This is a genomic window from Streptomyces sp. SS8, assembly GCF_054072955.1.
In genome coordinates this window covers 166,246-182,287 of record NZ_JBSVCZ010000007.1, presented here as the reverse complement: position 1 = coordinate 182,287, position 16,042 = coordinate 166,246, and the positions used below count along the sequence as shown (strand labels likewise).

Genomic DNA, 16,042 nt, shown 5'->3' with positions numbered 1-16,042 from the left:
CCGGACCGGGCGGCGCGGGGACGTCAGTCCTGCTGGGCTCCCGCCGGGAGCGTGCGCAGGGTCACCTTCGTCGCCGTCTTCTGCTGGAAGGCCCAGTCGAGCATCCTCGTCGCGTCCCGGTACCGGTCGGAGCTGTTGAGTATCACGCCGACGACCGTGCGCCCGTCACGCGTGGCCGCGAAGACCAGGCAGGGTCCGGCCTTGGAGCCCGTACCGGTCTTGATGCCGATCACGCCCTTGTACGAGCCGAGCAGCTTGTTGGTGTTGTACCAGGTGTACGTGCGCCCGTTGGTCGCCTTCTGGACGGTCTTGGTCGACTTGACCACCGTCTTGAACGTGGAGTTCCCCATCGCGTGCCGCGCCAGCTTCGCCATGTCGCGTGGGGTCGAGTAGTTCTCGCCGCCCTTGGAGATGCCGTCGAAGGAGTCGAACTTGGTGTTCTTCATCCCCAGACCGGCGGCCTTCTTGTTCATCTTGGAGATGAACGACTTGGTGCGGGCGGCCGTCGTGCTCCCGCTGCCGAAGGTGTCCGCCAGCGCGTACGCCGCGTCGCAGCCGGAGGGCAGCATCATGCCGTACAGCAGCTGGCGCACCGTGAGCTTGTCGCCGGTCTTCAGGTCGGCGGTGCTGGCCCCGTACCTGGTCACGTAGTCGCGGTAGGCCTTCTTCACCGTGACCTTGCGGTCCAGGTCGACGCCCTTGGTGGTCACCACGACCGCCGCGGCCATGATCTTGGTGGTGCTGGCCATCTCCCGCCGGGTGTCGGCACCCTTGCCCCACAGGGTCTTGTCAGGCCCGCTGTCCAGCAGGAAGGCGCCCTTGGCCGCTATCCCGGACGGTCCCCCGGCCGCCTGGGCGGGCACCGCCGTCGGTCCCGCCAGGAGCACGGCGCCGGCGGCCGCCAGCACCACGCCCACCCTGCGGATCCCCCTCGTGCGAAGTCTCAATGGATGCTCCGTCGTCGTGGTCGTCGGGCCCGCGCGATGCGGGCCCGACTACTGGACGATCCAGCGGCGCCGACGGTTGCCCGCCGGATCCGGCCAACCTCTCAGCAGCACCCCGCGCCCACACCCGCGCCCGGGAGGGTGCGGCGGTTGCGCGCCTCGGCGTTGCGCGCGGCCAGCAGTTCGTCGGCCGGGTAGCCGACCTCCTCCAGGGTGAGCCCGTGCGGCCGCACCACGTGCACCGCCGAGTCCCGCACCCCGGCCGCCAGCACCCGCCCCGGCCACGACGGCGGACGGTGCCCGTCGCCGACGAAGAGCAGCGCGCCCACCAGCGAGCGCACCATGTTGTGGCAGAAGGCGTCGGCGACCACCCTGGCCTCCACGACGCCGTCGGGGCGCCGCCGCCAGCTCAGCTCCTTGAGCGTCCGTATGGTCGTCGCGCCCTCGCGCCGCTTGCAGTAGGCGGCGAAGTCGTGCTCCCCCAGCAGGTGCCCGGCCGCCTCGTTCATGGCGTCCACGTCCAGCGGCCAGTCGTGCCACAGCACATGGCCGCGCTGGAGCGGGTCCACCCCTCCCGGGTGGTCGCAGACGCGGTAGGCGTAGCGGCGCCAGATCGCCGAGAAGCGCGCGTTGAAGTGGGGCGGGGCCGCACCGATCCGGTGCACCCGTACGTCGTGCGGCAGCCGACCGGCCAGCCGGCGCAGCAGCCGCTCCCGGTGCGCCTCCCACAGGTCGGCGGGCAGGTCGGCGTGCGCCACCTGGCCGCGGGCGTGGACGCCCGCGTCGGTGCGGCCGGCGACCGTCAGCTCGAAGGTCTCCTCCGAGCGGGTCACCACCCGCAGCGCGTCCTCCAGCTCGCCCTGCACGGTGCGCCGCCCGCGCTGCCGCGCCCAGCCGGAGAACTCCCTGCCGTCGTACGACAGGTCCAGCCGGACCCGCACATATCCGGGCTCCACCTCGTCGCTCACACCGTGATCCTCTCGAAAAGCGCGTACAGCACGTGAAGTGCGTAAACGGCGGCGGACCCGCTCCCGGAAAGGGGGAGGCGGGTCCGCCGCGGTGTGCTCGGGACGCCCCGGAGCGAAGAACGCCTCAGGCGTCCTTCTTCTCCTCGGCCGGAGCCTCGGCCGCGGCCTCGGTCTCCTCGGACTTCTCCTCGGCCGGGGCCTCGGCGGCCTCGTCGCCCGCGGCGTCCTTCTTGAGGTCCTTCACGGCCTCGTCGCCCGCGGCGTCCTTGGCCGTGCGCTTCGTGGCGGCCTCGGCCTCGCCGACGGCCTCCTGCTGCACGGTCAGAGCCTCCACCAGCTCGATGACCGCCATGGGCGCGTTGTCGCCGCGGCGGTTGCCGATCTTGGTGATGCGGGTGTAACCGCCGGGGCGGTTCTCGTAGCGCGGGCCGATCTCGGTGAAGAGCGTGTGCACGACGCTCTTGTCGAGGATCGTGCGCATCACCCGGCGGCGGTTGTGAAGGTCGCCCTTCTTCGCCTTGGTGATCAGACGCTCGGCCACCGGGCGCAGGCGGCGGGCCTTGGCCTCGGTGGTGGTGATGCGGCCGTGCTCGAAGAGGGCGGTGGCGAGGTTCGCCAGCATGGCCTTCTCGTGCGCGGCGCCGCCGCCGAGGCGGGCGCCCTTGGTGGGCTTCGGCATGGTTGTCTCTCCTCGATGTCTGCACCGGCCGTATCAGGTACCGGTGTCAGTGTCCGTACGGGCTCGTGCCCGCCGGAGCCGGGGCGTGCGACCGCACTCGCGCGCGGCCGTACGTTCCGGAGAACGTGGGCCGACCGGGCGCGGGCGGTGCCGCGCCCGGTCGGAATGCCGGTGGGAACCGGCGTCGTTACCGCCGGATGCCGGTCAGTACTGCTCGGTCTCGACGAAACCGGAGTCCGCGTCGTCGTCGGCGCCGAAGGCGTCGGCGGCGGCGGTCGGGTCGAATCCGGGCGGGCTGTCCTTGAGGGTCAGGCCCATGCCGGCCAGCTTCGCCTTGACCTCGTCGATCGACTTGGCGCCGAAGTTGCGGATGTCGAGCAGGTCCGCCTCGGAGCGGGCCACCAGCTCGCCCACCGAGTGGATGCCCTCGCGCTTGAGGCAGTTGTAGGAGCGGACGGTCAGCTCCAGCTCCTCGATCGGCAGGGCCAGGTCGGCGGCGAGCGCGGCGTCCGTCGGGGACGGGCCCATGTCGATGCCCTCGGCGTCGACGTTCAGCTCGCGGGCCAGGCCGAACAGCTCGACCAGGGTCTTGCCGGCGGAGGCCATGGCGTCACGCGGACGCATGGACTCCTTGGTCTCGACGTCGACGATCAGCTTGTCGAAGTCGGTGCGCTGCTCGACACGGGTCGCCTCGACCTTGTAGGTGACCTTGAGGACCGGCGAGTAGATGGAGTCGACCGGGATGCGGCCGATCTCCTGGCCGGCCTGCTTGTTCTGCACGGCGGAGACGTAGCCGCGACCGCGCTCGACGGTCAGCTCCATCTCCAGCTTCCCCTTGCCGTTCAGCGTGGCGAGGACCAGGTCGGGGTTGTGCACCTCGACACCGGCCGGCGGGGCGATGTCGGCGGCGGTGACCAGACCCGGGCCCTGCTTGCGCAGGTACATCACGACCGGCTCGTCGTGCTCCGAGGAGACGACCAGGCTCTTGATGTTGAGGATCAGGTCGGTGACGTCCTCCTTGACGCCCGGCACGGTGGTGAACTCGTGCAGGACGCCGTCGATCCGGATGCTGGTCACGGCAGCACCGGGGATCGAGGACAGGAGCGTGCGACGCAGGGAGTTTCCGAGGGTGTAGCCGAAGCCCGGCTCCAGCGGTTCGATCACGAACCGGGAACGGAACTCGTCCACGACCTCTTCGGTCAGTGAGGGGCGCTGAGCGATCAGCATGGGGGTGTGCCTCCAGTCTTCGGCAACCGCTATTTGATGCCGAGCACCGGGCGGAAGCCCGGTTTTCCACTACAAGGGTACGGGCGGTGCGACCCGTGCGGGCCGCACCGCCCGTGACCGTGAGCCGGTACTCCGGATTACTTGGAGTACAGCTCGACGATCAGCTGCTCCTGCACCTGGGTGTCGATCACCTGGCGCTCGGGCAGCGAGTGGACGAGGATCCGCAGCTGCGACGGAATGGCCTCGAGCCACGCCGGCACCGTCTTGTCGCCGGCCTCCGCCTGAGCCACCTGGAAGGGGGTCATGTTGCGGGAGGAGGGGCGGACCTCGACGATGTCGTTGGGAGCGACGCGGGCCGACGGGATGTCGGTCTTGCGGCCGTTCACCATGATGTGTCCGTGGCGGACGAGCTGACGGGCGTGGTCGCGGGACTTGGCGAAGCCGGCCCGGTAGACCACGTTGTCCAGACGGGACTCCAGGATGCGGAGCAGGTTCTCGCCCGTCTTGCCCTGCTTGCGGTTGGCCTCGTTGAAGTAACCGCGGAACTGCTTCTCGAGGACACCGTAGATGCGGGCGGCCTTCTGCTTCTCACGCTTCTGCAGCAGGTACTCGCTGTCCTTGGTGCGCCCGCGTCCGTGCTCACCCGGGGGGTAAGGACGGATCTCGATCGGGCACTTCGCGCTCTCGCACTTAGCTCCCTTGAGGAAGAGCTTCTGCTTCTCCCGACGGCAACGCTTGCAGTCGGCCCCGGTGTAACGCGCCATGTTCGTGTATCTCCTACTTCTGCCGGATCAGACGCGGCGACGCTTCGGCGGGCGGCAGCCGTTGTGCGGGGTCGGGGTGACGTCCTGGATCGAACCCACCTCGAGGCCGGTGGCCTGGAGGGAGCGGATCGCGGTCTCACGGCCGGAGCCGGGACCCTTGACGAACACGTCGACCTTGCGCATGCCGTGCTCCTGCGCGCGACGGGCGGCCGACTCGGCGGCCATCTGCGCGGCGAACGGCGTCGACTTGCGCGAACCCTTGAAGCCCACGTGACCGGCGGAAGCCCAGGAAATCACGTTGCCGGTGGGGTCGGTGATGGAAACGATGGTGTTGTTGAACGTGCTCTTGATGTGAGCGTGCCCGTGGGCGACGTTCTTCTTCTCCTTGCGGCGCACCTTCTTGGCGCCGGCCGTACGGCCCTTCGGAGGCATAGAAAAATACTCCTATGGAGGTGGTCGGTCCTGCGGTCCGGACCACTGGCGGTGTCCGGTGAGGACTACTTCTTGCCCGGCTTCTTCTTGCCGGCGATCGCGCGACGCGGGCCCTTGCGGGTGCGGGCGTTGGTGCTGGTGCGCTGGCCGTGGACGGGCAGGCCGCGGCGGTGGCGCAGACCCTGGTAGCTGCCGATCTCGACCTTGCGGCGGATGTCGGCCTGGATCTCGCGGCGGAGGTCACCCTCGGTGCGGATGTTGGCCTCGACGTACTCACGGATCCTGACGAGCTCTTCCTCGGTCAGGTCGCGGACGCGGGTGTCCGGGTTCACACCGGTGTTCGCAAGCGTCTGCTGGGAGAGCGTGCGACCGATGCCGAAGACATAGGTGAGAGCGACCTCCACGCGCTTGTCGCGCGGGAGGTCGACGCCTTCGAGGCGTGCCATGAACGTGGCTCCTGGTTTCGTTGGAGGTCTTCCGCAGCACCGTTCCCGTAGCGAGTACGAGCCGGGTCCCCGGCCTCCGTCCGGGGGTGTCGTCCCCACCGGCGTTAACGGATGTCACGGCGGGGGGTCGGGTGTCTGCGTATCTACATGTCGCTTGCGTCGCGCGAAGAACCGCGAGAGGTGCGAGGCGTGGCGGTCTTGCGTCAGCCCTGGCGCTGCTTGTGGCGCAGGTTGTCGCAGATGACCATGACCCGGCCGTGGCGGCGGATCACCTTGCACTTGTCGCAGATCTTCTTGACGCTCGGCTTGACCTTCATGGGATGTGAGGTTCTCCGGGTCAGGCCACCACTCCGCACCCGGCGGAGTGAGGGCGAGATCTACTTGTAGCGGTAGACGATCCGCCCGCGCGTCAGGTCGTAGGGAGACAGCTCCACCACGACACGGTCGTCGGGAAGGATACGGATGTAGTGCATCCGCATCTTGCCGCTGATGTGCGCGAGGACCTGGTGCCCGTTCTGGAGCTCCACCTTGAACATCGCGTTCGGGAGAGACTCGACGACGGTGCCCTCGATCTCGATGGCCCCTTGTTTTTTGGCCATGCTTGAGCGCTTCACCTTCCGGGATCGGCTACCTGGGTCAGTCCGTGGGTGCACGCAGGCACACATGGACCGACGCACCAGTCTACGGCACGGCTCCGGGAAAGACGAATCGGGGATGTATGCCCATCGTGGGAGATCTTTATGCGGGCCGGAGGGACTTCACCCGGCTCACGGCCCTCCCGCACCCGGCTCACCGCAGAAGAGGCGGTGGTGCGGCAGTGGCCGCGCGCTCCGTACGGCCCGGTGGGGCCGGACGGCGGCCGGAGACCGGGGAACCGGGCCGGGAGGCCCGGTCAGTCCAGCGGGTCGGGGGCAGTGGTGACGCCGTACTCCGCCAGCTTCGCCCGGCCGCCGTCCGGCGCCGTCAGCACCAGCGGTCCCTGCTCGGTCAGCGCGACGGAGTGCTCCCAGTGGCAGGACCAGCTGCCGTCGTCCGTCTTGACCGTCCACTCGTCCTCCAGGACGTGCGTCCTGGCCGAGCCCAGGCTGACCATCGGCTCGATCGCCAGGCACATGCCCGGCACCAGCTTCGGGCCCTTGCCGCGCCGGCGCTCGACGTAGTTCAGCAGGTGCGGGTCCATGTGCATCTGGCTGCCGATGCCGTGGCCGCCGTAGTCCTCGATGATCCCGTAGCGCCCGGAGGCCGGGCGGGGCTGGCGGCGGATGTAGCCCTCGATCGCCTTGGAGATGTCCACCAGCCGGTTTCCCCTGCGCATCGCCGCGATGCCGGCCCACATCGACTCCTCGGTGACCCGGCTCAGCTCGTGCAGCTCGGGGGCGTGGCCCTCGCCGACGAAGACGGTGATCGCCGCGTCCCCGTGCCAGCCGTCGACGATCGCGCCCGCGTCGACGGAGATGATGTCGCCGGACTCCAGCACCGTCTCCCGGTCGGGGATGCCGTGGACGACGACGTCGTTCACCGAGGTGCAGATGTTGCCGGGGAAGCCGCCGTAGCCGAGGAAGTTCGGCTTGGCCCCGTGGTCGGCGAGCACCTTGGCCGCGACCTCGTCCAGGTCCTTGGTGGTCGCGCCCGGTACCGCGGCCTTGCGGCAGGCCGCGTGCATCGCGGCGACGACCAGCCCGGCCGCGCGCATCTTCGCGATCTGCTCGGGGGTCTTGATCTCCACCATGACGGCTGACGCCTTCCAGCTCGCGGTTGTCTGTGGCACATCCGGCCCGGTGTACTGCCGCCGGGCCCGTTCACTACACGATACGGCCGCGGTGCCCGCCCCGGGCACCGCGGCCTTCTCGCCGTTCCTCTTCCGGATCAGGCCCCGGACTGCCCGGCCGCCTGGCCGAGCGCCTCCATCGCCCGCCGGGTGACCTCGGAGACCTTGCCGAGTGCCGAGATCGTCACCACCAGGCCCTGGGCCTTGTAGTAGTCGATGATCGGCTCGGTCTCGGTGTGGTAGACCTCCAGGCGCTTGCGGACGGTGTCCTCGCGGTCGTCCTCGCGCTGGTAGAGCTCGCCGCCGCAGGCGTCGCAGACGCCCTCGGTCTTCGGCGGGGTGTACACGACGTGGAAGATGTGGCCGCTGTCGTTGCGGCACATCCGCCGTCCCGCGATCCGCTTGACGACCTCGTCCTCGGGGACCTCCAGGTCCAGCACGGCGTTCAGCCGGGTGCCGGACTCGCGCAGGATGCCGTCCAGGGCCTCGGCCTGGCCGATGTTCCGCGGGAAGCCGTCGAGCAGGAAGCCGTCGGCGGCGTCGGGCTGCTCCATCCGGTCCCGGGCCATTCCGATGGTGACCTCGTCGGGTACGAGCTTGCCGGCCCGCATGTACTCCTGCGCCTTCTGCCCGAGCTGGGTGCCCTGGCTGATGTTGGCGCGGAAGAGGTCGCCTGTGGAGATGTGCGGGATGGACAGGTTCTCGGCCAGGTACGCGGCCTGCGTGCCCTTGCCCGCGCCAGGCGGTCCGACGAGGACGATTCGCATCAGCGGAGGAACCCTTCGTAATGGCGCTGCTGAAGCTGGCTCTCGATCTGCTTCACGGTCTCCAGACCGACACCCACGATGATCAGGATGCTGGTCCCGCCGAACGGGAAGTTCTGATTCGCGTTGAACAACACCAGCGCGACGGTGGGCACCAGAGCGATCAGACCCAGGTACAGCGAACCCGGCCACGTGATGCGGTTCAGCACGTAGCTCAGGTACTCCGCGGTGGGACGTCCGGCCCGGATGCCCGGGATGAAACCACCATACTTCTTCATGTTGTCGGCAACTTCTTCGGGGTTGAAGGAGATGGCGACGTAGAAGAAGGCGAAGAACACGATCAGCACGAAGTACGTGACGATGTAGTACGGGTGGTCACCCGTGACGAGGTGCCGGTTGATCCAGTCGGCCCAGCCCGCCTGCGACCCGCTGAACTGAACGATCAGTGCCGGGATGTAGAGCAGGGAGGAGGCGAAGATGACGGGGATCACACCCGCCTGGTTCACCTTCAGGGGGATGTAGGTGGAGGTGCCGCCGTAGGAGCGGCGCCCGATCATCCGCTTGGCGTACTGCACGGGGATGCGGCGCTGCGCCTGCTCGACGAAGACCACCAGGCCGACCATCGCCAGACCCGCGAGGATCACCACACCGAACTCGATCCAGCCGTCCGCCAGGTGGCCCTGCACCTTGATGGCCCACAGCAGGCCCGGGAAGCCGGCGGCGATCGAGACGAACATCAGGATCGACATGCCGTTGCCGATGCCGCGGTCGGTGATCAGCTCACCCAGCCACATGATCAGCGCGGTGCCGGCGGTCATGACGATCACCATGGTGATCGTGGTGAAGATGGAGTCGTCGGGGATGATCTGGTCACGGACGGTGCACTGCGCGAAGAGGCTGCCGCTGCGGGCCGTCGCCACCAGGCCGGTGGCCTGGAGCACGCCGAGCGCCACGGTCAGGTAACGGGTGTACTGCGTGATCTTCGCCTGGCCGGACTGCCCCTCCTTCTTGAGGGCCTCCAGCCTCGGGATCACCACCACCAGCAGCTGCAGGATGATGCTCGCCGTGATGTACGGCATGATCCCGAGCGCGAAGATGGTCAGCTGCAGCAGCGCGCCACCACTGAACATGTTGACCAGGCCGAAGAGGCCGGCGCCGGCGCCCTCGGCCTCTTTCACGCACTGGTTGACGTTCTCGAAGCTGACACCCGGGACGGGGATGTGTGCACCGAGGCGGAAGAGCACCATGATGCCGAGGGTGAACAGCAGCTTCTTGCGCAGGTCGGGCGTCTTGAACGCCCGGGCGAACGCGGTGAGCACGGTGCCTCCTGCGCCCCCCGCGTCACACGCGAGAGGTTACGGTCGTGAGGATCAACGGATAAAACGGTTCAGATTCCGCAGGAGGGGTCCTGCGGAGGTCAATAACGCACGACACCTTACCGGCGACCGTGCCCCCCATGGAACGACCAACCGGGGACGCCCGTTCCTGGGCGCCCCCGGTTGGTCACTTCACCGTGCTCAGACGAGCTCGGTGACGGTGCCTCCGGCAGCGGTGATCTTCTCCTTGGCGGAGCCGGAGACCTTGTCCACGGTCACCTGCAGCGCCACGGAGATCTCCCCGTTGCCCAGCACCTTCACGAGCTGGTTCTTGCGAACCGCACCCTTGGCGACCAGGCCCTCGACGGTGACCTCGCCACCCTCGGGGTACAGGTCCGCCAGCTTGTCCAGGTTCACGACCTGGTACTCGGTGCGGAAGGGGTTCTTGAAGCCCTTGAGCTTGGGCAGCCGCATGTGCAGCGGCATCTGCCCACCCTCGAAGCGCTCCGGAACCTGGTAGCGGGCCTTGGTGCCCTTGGTGCCACGACCGGCGGTCTTGCCCTTGGACGCCTCACCACGACCGACGCGGGTCTTGGCGGTCTTGGCGCCCGGGGCGGGCCGGAGGTTGTGGACCTTCAGCGGCTTCTGCTCCGCCATGTCAGTCGACCTCCTCGACCGTCACGAGGTGGCGGACGGTCTGCACCATGCCGCGGATCTCGGGACGGTCCTCCTTGACGACCGAGTCGTTCACTCGCCTGAGGCCGAGGGAACGCAGGGTGTCGCGGTGGTTCTGCTTGCTGCCGATGTAGGACTTGGTCTGGGTGACCTTCAGGCGTGCCATCAGGCGCTCACCCCAGCCCGCGCCCGCAGCAGAGCGGCGGGAGCAACGTCCTCCAGCGGCAGGCCGCGGCGGGCGGCGATCTCCTCGGGGCGCTGCAGGCCCCGCAGAGCGGCCACCGTGGCGTGCACGATGTTGATCGGGTTCGACGAGCCGAGGGACTTGCTCAGCACGTCGTGGATGCCCGCGCACTCCAGCACGGCGCGCACCGGGCCACCGGCGATCACACCGGTACCGGGCGAGGCCGGCTTGAGCAGCACGACGCCGGCGGCCTCCTCACCCTGGATCGGGTGGGGGATGGTGCCCTGGATCCGGGGGACCTTGAAGAAGTGCTTCTTGGCCTCCTCCACACCCTTGGCGATGGCGGCCGGCACCTCCTTGGCCTTGCCGTAACCGACACCCACGGTGCCGTCACCGTCGCCCACCACGACCAGCGCGGTGAAGCTGAAGCGACGACCACCCTTCACAACCTTGGCGACGCGGTTGATCGCGACGACCCGCTCGACGTACGCGGTCTTCTCGGCGGCCGCGCCACCGTCCCGCCGGTCCCGTCGGTCCCGCCGCTCGCCGCCACCGGCGCCGCCACCGCGGCGCTGGGGTCCAGCCATTGGAATTACCTCTCTCTATGCGTCCGCTTGCGTGGGGACCGGCTCAGAACCTGAGCCCGGCCTCGCGGGCGGCGTCGGCCAGGGCGGCGATCCGCCCGGCGTACTTGTTGCCGCCGCGGTCGAACACGACGGCCTCGATGCCCGCGGCCTTGGCGCGCTCGGCGACCAGGGACCCGACCTGCTTGGCCAGGGCGGTCTTGTCGCCCTCACCACCGCGGATCGAGCTGTCCAGCGTCGACGCCGAGGCCAGCGTGTGGCCCGCGATGTCGTCGATGACCTGGGCCACCATGTGGCGGTTGGAGCGCGTCACCACCAGGCGCGGACGCTCGGGGGTGCCCGACACCTTCTTGCGGACGCGGATGTGGCGCCGCTTGACAGCGGCGGCCTTGCGCGCGCTGCCCTTCGCGATCTTCACACCGTATGCCATGGCTTACTTACCAGCCTTTCCGACCTTGCGGCGGATGACCTCGCCCGCGTACTTCACGCCCTTGGCCTTGTACGGGTCGGGCTTGCGCAGCTTGCGGATGTTCGCGGCGATCTCGCCGACCTTCTGCTTGTCGATGCCCTCGACGCTCAGCTTGGTCGGGGACTCCACCTTGAAGGAGATTCCCTCGGGAGCCTTCACCGTGATCGGGTGGCTGTAGCCCAGGGAGAACTCCAGGTCGGAGCCCTTGGCCTGGACGCGGTAACCGACACCGCTGATCTCGAGCTGCTTGCTGTGACCCTGGGTCACGCCAGTGATCATGTTCGCCACCAGCGTGCGGGACAGACCGTGCAGGGCCTTGTTCCGGCTCTCGTCGTTCGGGCGGGAGACCCTGATGGAGCCGTCCTCACCCTTGGCGATCTCGATGGGCGCGGCGACGGTGTGCGAAAGGCTGCCCTTGGGCCCCTTCACGTTGACCGTCCGGCCATCGATGGTGACGTCCACACCGGCGGGAACCTGGATGGGGAGCTTGCCGATACGCGACATGAGCTTTACCTCCGTTCCCTTCCGTTACCAGACGTAGGCGAGGACTTCCCCACCCACGCCCTTCTTCTGAGCCTGCTTGTCGGTGAGGAGCCCGTGGGAGGTGGAGATGATCGCCACGCCCAGGCCGCCGAGCACCTTCGGCAGGTTGGTGGACTTTGCGTAGACCCGCAGGCCCGGCTTGCTGATCCGCTTGATGCCGGCGATCGAACGCTCGCGGTTCGGACCGAACTTGAGCTCCAGGACGAGGTTCTTGCCCACCGGGGCGTCCTCGACCTTCCAGCCGGTGATGTAACCCTCCTGCTGGAGGATCTCCGCGATGTGCGACTTGATCTTGCTGTGCGGCATCACGACGGTGTCGTGGTAAGCCGAGTTCGCGTTTCGCAGACGCGTCAGCATGTCTGCGATCGGATCGGTCATGGTCATGTGATGGCCTTCGGCCTCTCTCGCCGGGGTTTCCTGTCTGCTCCGTCCCTCTCCCCGTACGCGGGACGCGACGGGACGGGTGCGGTGCGGGGACCTACGGCGTAGTAAGACGGTCATGGGCGGCGAGCGCCCAACCCACAAGCCTAGGGCACGCGGGGAGGGCGTTCGCCGGCCAGGATGCTCTTACCGAGAGTTCCTCGAAGTCCGCTCTCGCGGACTTACCAGGAGCTCTTGGTGACGCCCGGCAGCTCGCCGCGGTGGGCCATCTCACGAAGGCACACGCGGCACAGGCCGAACTTGCGGTAGACGGAGTGGGGTCGGCCGCAGCGCTGGCACCGCGTGTACGCGCGCACCGCGAACTTCGGCTTGCGGGCGGCCTTGGCAATCAGAGCCTTCTTCGCCACGGCTCACGCCTCCTTGAAGGGGAATCCGAGGTGACGCAGCAGGGCGCGACCCTCCTCGTCGGTGTTCGCCGTGGTGACCACGGTGATGTCCATGCCTCGGACCCGGTCGATCTTGTCCTGGTCGATCTCGTGGAACATGACCTGCTCCGTGAGGCCGAAGGTGTAGTTGCCCCTGCCGTCGAACTGCTTCGGCGACAGACCGCGGAAGTCGCGGATGCGCGGCAGCGCCAGCGACAGCAGGCGGTCCAGGAACTCCCACATCCGGTCGCCCCGCAGGGTGACGTGGGCACCGATCGGCTGGCCCTCGCGCAGCTTGAACTGCGCGATGGACTTCCGGGCCTTGGTCACGGCCGGCTTCTGGCCGGTGATCGTGGCGAGGTCGCGGATGGCGCCCTCGATCAGCTTGGAGTCGCGGGCGGCCTCGCCCACACCCATGTTGACCACGATCTTGGTGAGACCGGGGATCTGCATGACGTTCTCGTACTTGAACTCGTCACGCAGCTTGCCCGTGATCTCCTCGCGGTAGCGCGCCTTCAGACGCGGCTGCACGTTCGTGGCGGTAGTCATCAGATGTCCTCACCGGTCCGCTTGGCAACGCGGATCTTGTTGCCGTCCTCGTCGAAGCGGTAACCGACGCGGGTGACGACCTTCTTGCCGTCCTTCTCCACGACGAGCTGAACATTGCTCACGTGGATCGGGGCCTCGGTCGTCACGATGCCGCCGGTCTTCGAACCGCGAGCGGTCTGGCCGGCCTTGGTGTGCTTCTTGACCCGGTTGACACCCTCGACCAGGACACGGTCCTCGCGGGGGTAGGCCTCGATGACCTTGCCCTGCTTGCCCCTGTCCTTGCCGGTGATGACCTGGACCAGGTCGCCCTTCTTGATCTTCATCGGTTACAGCACCTCCGGCGCGAGCGAGATGATCTTCATGAACTTCTTCTCGCGCAGCTCACGGCCGACAGGGCCGAAGATACGGGTGCCGCGGGGGTCGCCGTCGTTCTTGAGGATGACGGCGGCGTTCTCGTCGAAGCGGATGTACGAGCCGTCCGGGCGGCGGCGCTCCTTGACGGTGCGCACGACGACGGCCTTGACGACCTCGCCCTTCTTCACGTTGCCACCGGGGATCGCGTCCTTGACGGTGGCGACGATGACATCCCCGATACCCGCGTAGCGGCGGCCGGAGCCACCGAGAACACGGATGCAAAGGATCTCCTTCGCGCCCGTGTTGTCGGCGACACGCAGCCGCGACTCCTGCTGGATCACGTCTATCTCCTGATCGTCTGCCGGTTCCCGGCGGGTGCGCGCTCACCGCGCGCACCTCGCCGAGCCTGGCGGAACTCGTCCCGAGAAGGGATCTCGGGAATTACTTGGCCTTCTCGAGGATCTCGACGACGCGCCAGCGCTTCGTCGCGGACAGCGGCCGGGTCTCCATCAGGAGGACGCGGTCGCCGACACCCGCGGCGTTCTGCTCGTCGTGCGCCTTGAGCTTGTTCGTACGGCGGATGACCTTGCCGTACAGGGCGTGCTTGACGCGGTCCTCGACGGCGACGACAACGGTCTTGTCCATCTTGTCGCTGACGACCAGACCCTCACGGGTCTTGCGGAAGCCGCGGTTCTGCTCTGCAGTCTCAGTCACATTCGTCTCGCTCATCAGGCGCTCTCCACCGTCTCGATGCCGAGCTCGCGCTCACGCATCAGGGTGTAGATCCGGGCGATGTCCTTGCGGACGGCCTTCAGCCGGCCGTTGTTCTCCAGCTGTCCGGTCGCCGCCTGGAAACGGAGCTTGAAGAGCTCCTCCTTGGCCTCGCGCAGCTTCACGACGAGCTCCTCGTCGCCGAGCTCGCGCAGCTCGCTCGCCTTGGTACCGGCCGCCATCACGACTCACCTGCCTCGCGCCGCACGATCCGGCACTTCATCGGAAGCTTGTGAGCAGCGCGGGTGAGCGCCTCACGAGCAATCTTCTCGTTCGGGTAGGACAGCTCGAACATCACCCGGCCGGGCTTGACGTTCGCGACCCACCACTCCGGCGAACCCTTACCGGAACCCATGCGGGTCTCGGCGGGCTTCTTGGTCAGCGGACGGTCCGGGTAGATGTTGATCCACACCTTGCCGCCACGCTTGATGTGACGGGTCATGGAGATACGAGCTGCCTCGATCTGCCGGTTCGTCACATAGGCAGCGGTCACGGCCTGGATGCCGTACTCGCCGAAAGCAACCTCGGTGCCGCCCTTGGCCATGCCCTTGCGCTTCGGGTGGTGCTGCTTGCGGTGCTTGACCCTGCGGGGGATCAGCATGACGGTCAGGCCTCCTTCCCGGCAGAGCCGGTGCTCTCGGCGGCCGGAGCGGCAGCGGTGCCCTCGGCGGCCTTGGGCGCCTCGGTCCGCTCCTGCTGCGGCTTGCGGCCGCGGCCGCCGCGCTCGCCACCGCGGCGCGGGCGGTCGCTGCCACCACGCGACGGGCGGTTGCCGGCGCGGGCGGCGGCGTTCTCGGCGCGGACCTCGGCGATGTTCTTGACGTCGCCCTTGTAGATCCAGACCTTCACACCGATGCGGCCGAAGGTCGTCTTGGCCTCGAAGAAGCCGTAGTCGACGTTGGCGCGCAGGGTGTGCAGGGGGACCCGGCCCTCGCGGTAGAACTCGGAGCGGGACATCTCGGCGCCGCCGAGACGGCCACCGCACTGGATCTTGATGCCCTTGGCGCCGGCCTTCATCGTGCTCTGCATCGACTTGCGCATCGCACGGCGGAAGGAGACGCGGGAGGACAGCTGCTCGGCGACGGCCTGGGCCACCAGCTGAGCGTCCGTCTCCGGGTTCTTCACCTCGAGGATGTTGAACTGGATCTGCTTGCCGGTCAGCTTCTCCAGCCGACCGCGGATGCGCTCCGCCTCGGCGCCGCGGCGGCCGATCACGATGCCCGGACGGGCGGTGTGAACGTCGACGCGGACGCGGTCACGGGTGCGCTCGATCTCCACCTTGGAGATGCCGGCCCGCTCCATGCCCTGCGTGAGCAGGCGGCGGATCTCGACGTCTTCCTTGATGTAGTCCTTGTACAGCTTGTCGGCGTACCAGCGGGACTTGAAGTCCGTGGTGATGCCGAGCCGGAACCCGTGCGGGTTGACCTTCTGCCCCATTACCGGGTTCCTTCCTTGCTGCTGACGACCACCGTGATGTGGCTGGTCCGCTTACGGATCCGGTAGGCACGGCCCTGGGCGCGCGGCCGGAACCGCTTCAGGGTCGGGCCCTCGTCGACGTAGGCCTCGGAGATGAAGAGGCTGTCGACGTCCGTGTGGTCGTAGTTGTGCGCGGCGTTGGCGATGGCGCTGTCGAGCACCTTGCCGACGGGCACGCTCGCGGCCTGCGGGGCGAAACGCAGGACCGCCTGAGCCTCCGTGGCGTCCATGCCACGGATGAGGTCCACCACTCGGCGGGCCTTCATGGGCGTGACGCGGATGTACCGCGCCTGGGCCCTGGCTTCCATGGTTGTCCCTTCGGT

At 68.2% G+C, this 16,042-nt stretch carries 27 protein-coding genes; all 27 read right to left on the bottom strand.

The genetic code is table 11. The features are described from left to right. Nucleotides 1-23 precede the first annotated feature (23 nt). Nucleotides 24-947, bottom strand: a complete 924-nt coding sequence (locus tag ACW69E_RS09805) for a D-alanyl-D-alanine carboxypeptidase family protein (RefSeq protein WP_457497758.1) — start codon at nucleotides 945-947, stop codon at nucleotides 24-26. A 101-nt stretch (nucleotides 948-1,048) separates the two neighbouring features. After that, the gene (gene truA, locus ACW69E_RS09800) at nucleotides 1,049-1,912 is read right to left on the bottom strand and encodes a tRNA pseudouridine(38-40) synthase TruA (protein ID WP_457497757.1); all 864 of its coding nucleotides are present in this window, start codon (nucleotides 1,910-1,912) and stop codon (nucleotides 1,049-1,051) included. A 124-nt stretch (nucleotides 1,913-2,036) separates the two neighbouring features. Next, nucleotides 2,037-2,591: a 50S ribosomal protein L17 gene (gene rplQ, locus ACW69E_RS09795; protein WP_457497756.1), complete on the bottom strand. Its 555-nt coding sequence runs from the start codon at nucleotides 2,589-2,591 to the stop codon at nucleotides 2,037-2,039. 204 nt (nucleotides 2,592-2,795) lie between these two features. Further along, a complete protein-coding gene (locus ACW69E_RS09790; RefSeq protein ID WP_093660637.1) occupies nucleotides 2,796-3,818 on the bottom strand; it encodes a DNA-directed RNA polymerase subunit alpha in 1,023 nt (340 codons plus the stop codon). A 137-nt stretch (nucleotides 3,819-3,955) separates the two neighbouring features. After that, nucleotides 3,956-4,582 (bottom strand): 30S ribosomal protein S4, encoded by a 627-nt coding sequence (gene rpsD / locus ACW69E_RS09785; RefSeq protein WP_241715844.1) that lies wholly within the window; start codon nucleotides 4,580-4,582, stop codon nucleotides 3,956-3,958. Between the two features lie 27 nt (nucleotides 4,583-4,609). Further along, nucleotides 4,610-5,014: a 30S ribosomal protein S11 gene (gene rpsK / locus ACW69E_RS09780; protein WP_004571845.1), complete on the bottom strand. Its 405-nt coding sequence runs from the start codon at nucleotides 5,012-5,014 to the stop codon at nucleotides 4,610-4,612. A 65-nt stretch (nucleotides 5,015-5,079) separates the two neighbouring features. Next, entirely contained in the window at nucleotides 5,080-5,460 is a 381-nt protein-coding gene (rpsM, locus tag ACW69E_RS09775; protein WP_206348889.1) for a 30S ribosomal protein S13, read from the bottom strand. A gap of 203 nt (nucleotides 5,461-5,663) precedes the next feature. Next, nucleotides 5,664-5,777, bottom strand: a complete 114-nt coding sequence (gene rpmJ, locus ACW69E_RS09770; RefSeq protein WP_003956441.1) for a 50S ribosomal protein L36 — start codon at nucleotides 5,775-5,777, stop codon at nucleotides 5,664-5,666. Between the two features lie 60 nt (nucleotides 5,778-5,837). Further along, the gene (gene infA, locus ACW69E_RS09765; RefSeq protein WP_003948620.1) at nucleotides 5,838-6,059 is read right to left on the bottom strand and encodes a translation initiation factor IF-1; all 222 of its coding nucleotides are present in this window, start codon (nucleotides 6,057-6,059) and stop codon (nucleotides 5,838-5,840) included. A gap of 293 nt (nucleotides 6,060-6,352) precedes the next feature. After that, the gene (gene map / locus ACW69E_RS09760; RefSeq protein ID WP_457497755.1) at nucleotides 6,353-7,189 is read right to left on the bottom strand and encodes a type I methionyl aminopeptidase; all 837 of its coding nucleotides are present in this window, start codon (nucleotides 7,187-7,189) and stop codon (nucleotides 6,353-6,355) included. A 137-nt stretch (nucleotides 7,190-7,326) separates the two neighbouring features. Beyond that, nucleotides 7,327-7,995 carry an adenylate kinase gene (locus tag ACW69E_RS09755; protein ID WP_457497754.1) on the bottom strand — a complete coding sequence of 223 codons (669 nt, stop codon included), beginning with the start codon at nucleotides 7,993-7,995 and terminating at the stop codon, nucleotides 7,327-7,329. Next, a complete protein-coding gene (gene secY, locus ACW69E_RS09750) occupies nucleotides 7,995-9,311 on the bottom strand; it encodes a preprotein translocase subunit SecY (RefSeq protein WP_457497753.1) in 1,317 nt (438 codons plus the stop codon). The genes ACW69E_RS09755 and secY overlap by 1 nt, the downstream gene beginning before the upstream one ends. 198 nt (nucleotides 9,312-9,509) lie before the next feature. Beyond that, nucleotides 9,510-9,965, bottom strand: coding sequence for a 50S ribosomal protein L15 (gene rplO / locus ACW69E_RS09745; RefSeq protein ID WP_093851448.1), 456 nt, complete (start codon nucleotides 9,963-9,965; stop codon nucleotides 9,510-9,512). Between the two features lies 1 nt (nucleotide 9,966). Beyond that, nucleotides 9,967-10,149 carry a 50S ribosomal protein L30 gene (gene rpmD / locus ACW69E_RS09740; RefSeq protein WP_093660623.1) on the bottom strand — a complete coding sequence of 61 codons (183 nt, stop codon included), beginning with the start codon at nucleotides 10,147-10,149 and terminating at the stop codon, nucleotides 9,967-9,969. After that, nucleotides 10,149-10,754, bottom strand: coding sequence for a 30S ribosomal protein S5 (gene rpsE, locus ACW69E_RS09735; protein WP_093660621.1), 606 nt, complete (start codon nucleotides 10,752-10,754; stop codon nucleotides 10,149-10,151). The genes rpmD and rpsE overlap by 1 nt, the downstream gene beginning before the upstream one ends. A 43-nt stretch (nucleotides 10,755-10,797) precedes the next feature. Further along, a complete protein-coding gene (gene rplR, locus ACW69E_RS09730; protein WP_093851449.1) occupies nucleotides 10,798-11,181 on the bottom strand; it encodes a 50S ribosomal protein L18 in 384 nt (127 codons plus the stop codon). Nucleotides 11,182-11,184: 3 nt separating this feature from the next. After that, nucleotides 11,185-11,724 (bottom strand): 50S ribosomal protein L6, encoded by a 540-nt coding sequence (rplF, locus tag ACW69E_RS09725; RefSeq protein WP_457497752.1) that lies wholly within the window; start codon nucleotides 11,722-11,724, stop codon nucleotides 11,185-11,187. Nucleotides 11,725-11,748: 24 nt separating this feature from the next. Continuing rightward, nucleotides 11,749-12,147, bottom strand: a complete 399-nt coding sequence (gene rpsH / locus ACW69E_RS09720) for a 30S ribosomal protein S8 (protein ID WP_093660615.1) — start codon at nucleotides 12,145-12,147, stop codon at nucleotides 11,749-11,751. Nucleotides 12,148-12,365: 218 nt separating this feature from the next. Then, entirely contained in the window at nucleotides 12,366-12,551 is a 186-nt protein-coding gene (locus ACW69E_RS09715) for a type Z 30S ribosomal protein S14 (protein WP_004571834.1), read from the bottom strand. A gap of 3 nt (nucleotides 12,552-12,554) precedes the next feature. Next, nucleotides 12,555-13,118: a 50S ribosomal protein L5 gene (gene rplE, locus ACW69E_RS09710; RefSeq protein ID WP_457497751.1), complete on the bottom strand. Its 564-nt coding sequence runs from the start codon at nucleotides 13,116-13,118 to the stop codon at nucleotides 12,555-12,557. After that, nucleotides 13,118-13,441: a 50S ribosomal protein L24 gene (gene rplX, locus ACW69E_RS09705; RefSeq protein WP_101255278.1), complete on the bottom strand. Its 324-nt coding sequence runs from the start codon at nucleotides 13,439-13,441 to the stop codon at nucleotides 13,118-13,120. The genes rplE and rplX overlap by 1 nt, the downstream gene beginning before the upstream one ends. A 3-nt stretch (nucleotides 13,442-13,444) precedes the next feature. After that, nucleotides 13,445-13,813 carry a 50S ribosomal protein L14 gene (rplN, locus tag ACW69E_RS09700; protein ID WP_206348895.1) on the bottom strand — a complete coding sequence of 123 codons (369 nt, stop codon included), beginning with the start codon at nucleotides 13,811-13,813 and terminating at the stop codon, nucleotides 13,445-13,447. A 100-nt stretch (nucleotides 13,814-13,913) separates the two neighbouring features. After that, nucleotides 13,914-14,201 (bottom strand): 30S ribosomal protein S17, encoded by a 288-nt coding sequence (gene rpsQ, locus ACW69E_RS09695; protein WP_093660607.1) that lies wholly within the window; start codon nucleotides 14,199-14,201, stop codon nucleotides 13,914-13,916. Continuing rightward, nucleotides 14,201-14,425 carry a 50S ribosomal protein L29 gene (rpmC, locus tag ACW69E_RS09690; RefSeq protein WP_093851454.1) on the bottom strand — a complete coding sequence of 75 codons (225 nt, stop codon included), beginning with the start codon at nucleotides 14,423-14,425 and terminating at the stop codon, nucleotides 14,201-14,203. The genes rpsQ and rpmC overlap by 1 nt, the downstream gene beginning before the upstream one ends. Continuing rightward, nucleotides 14,425-14,844 (bottom strand): 50S ribosomal protein L16, encoded by a 420-nt coding sequence (gene rplP, locus ACW69E_RS09685; protein ID WP_093660605.1) that lies wholly within the window; start codon nucleotides 14,842-14,844, stop codon nucleotides 14,425-14,427. Before rplP ends, rpmC begins: the two co-directional genes overlap by 1 nt. 5 nt (nucleotides 14,845-14,849) lie before the next feature. Next, nucleotides 14,850-15,680, bottom strand: coding sequence for a 30S ribosomal protein S3 (rpsC, locus tag ACW69E_RS09680; RefSeq protein WP_206348896.1), 831 nt, complete (start codon nucleotides 15,678-15,680; stop codon nucleotides 14,850-14,852). Beyond that, on the bottom strand, nucleotides 15,680-16,027 hold the full coding sequence (gene rplV / locus ACW69E_RS09675) for a 50S ribosomal protein L22 (RefSeq protein WP_006130776.1): 348 nt from the start codon (nucleotides 16,025-16,027) through the stop codon (nucleotides 15,680-15,682). The genes rpsC and rplV overlap by 1 nt, the downstream gene beginning before the upstream one ends. Between the last annotated feature and the right edge of the window lie 15 nt (nucleotides 16,028-16,042).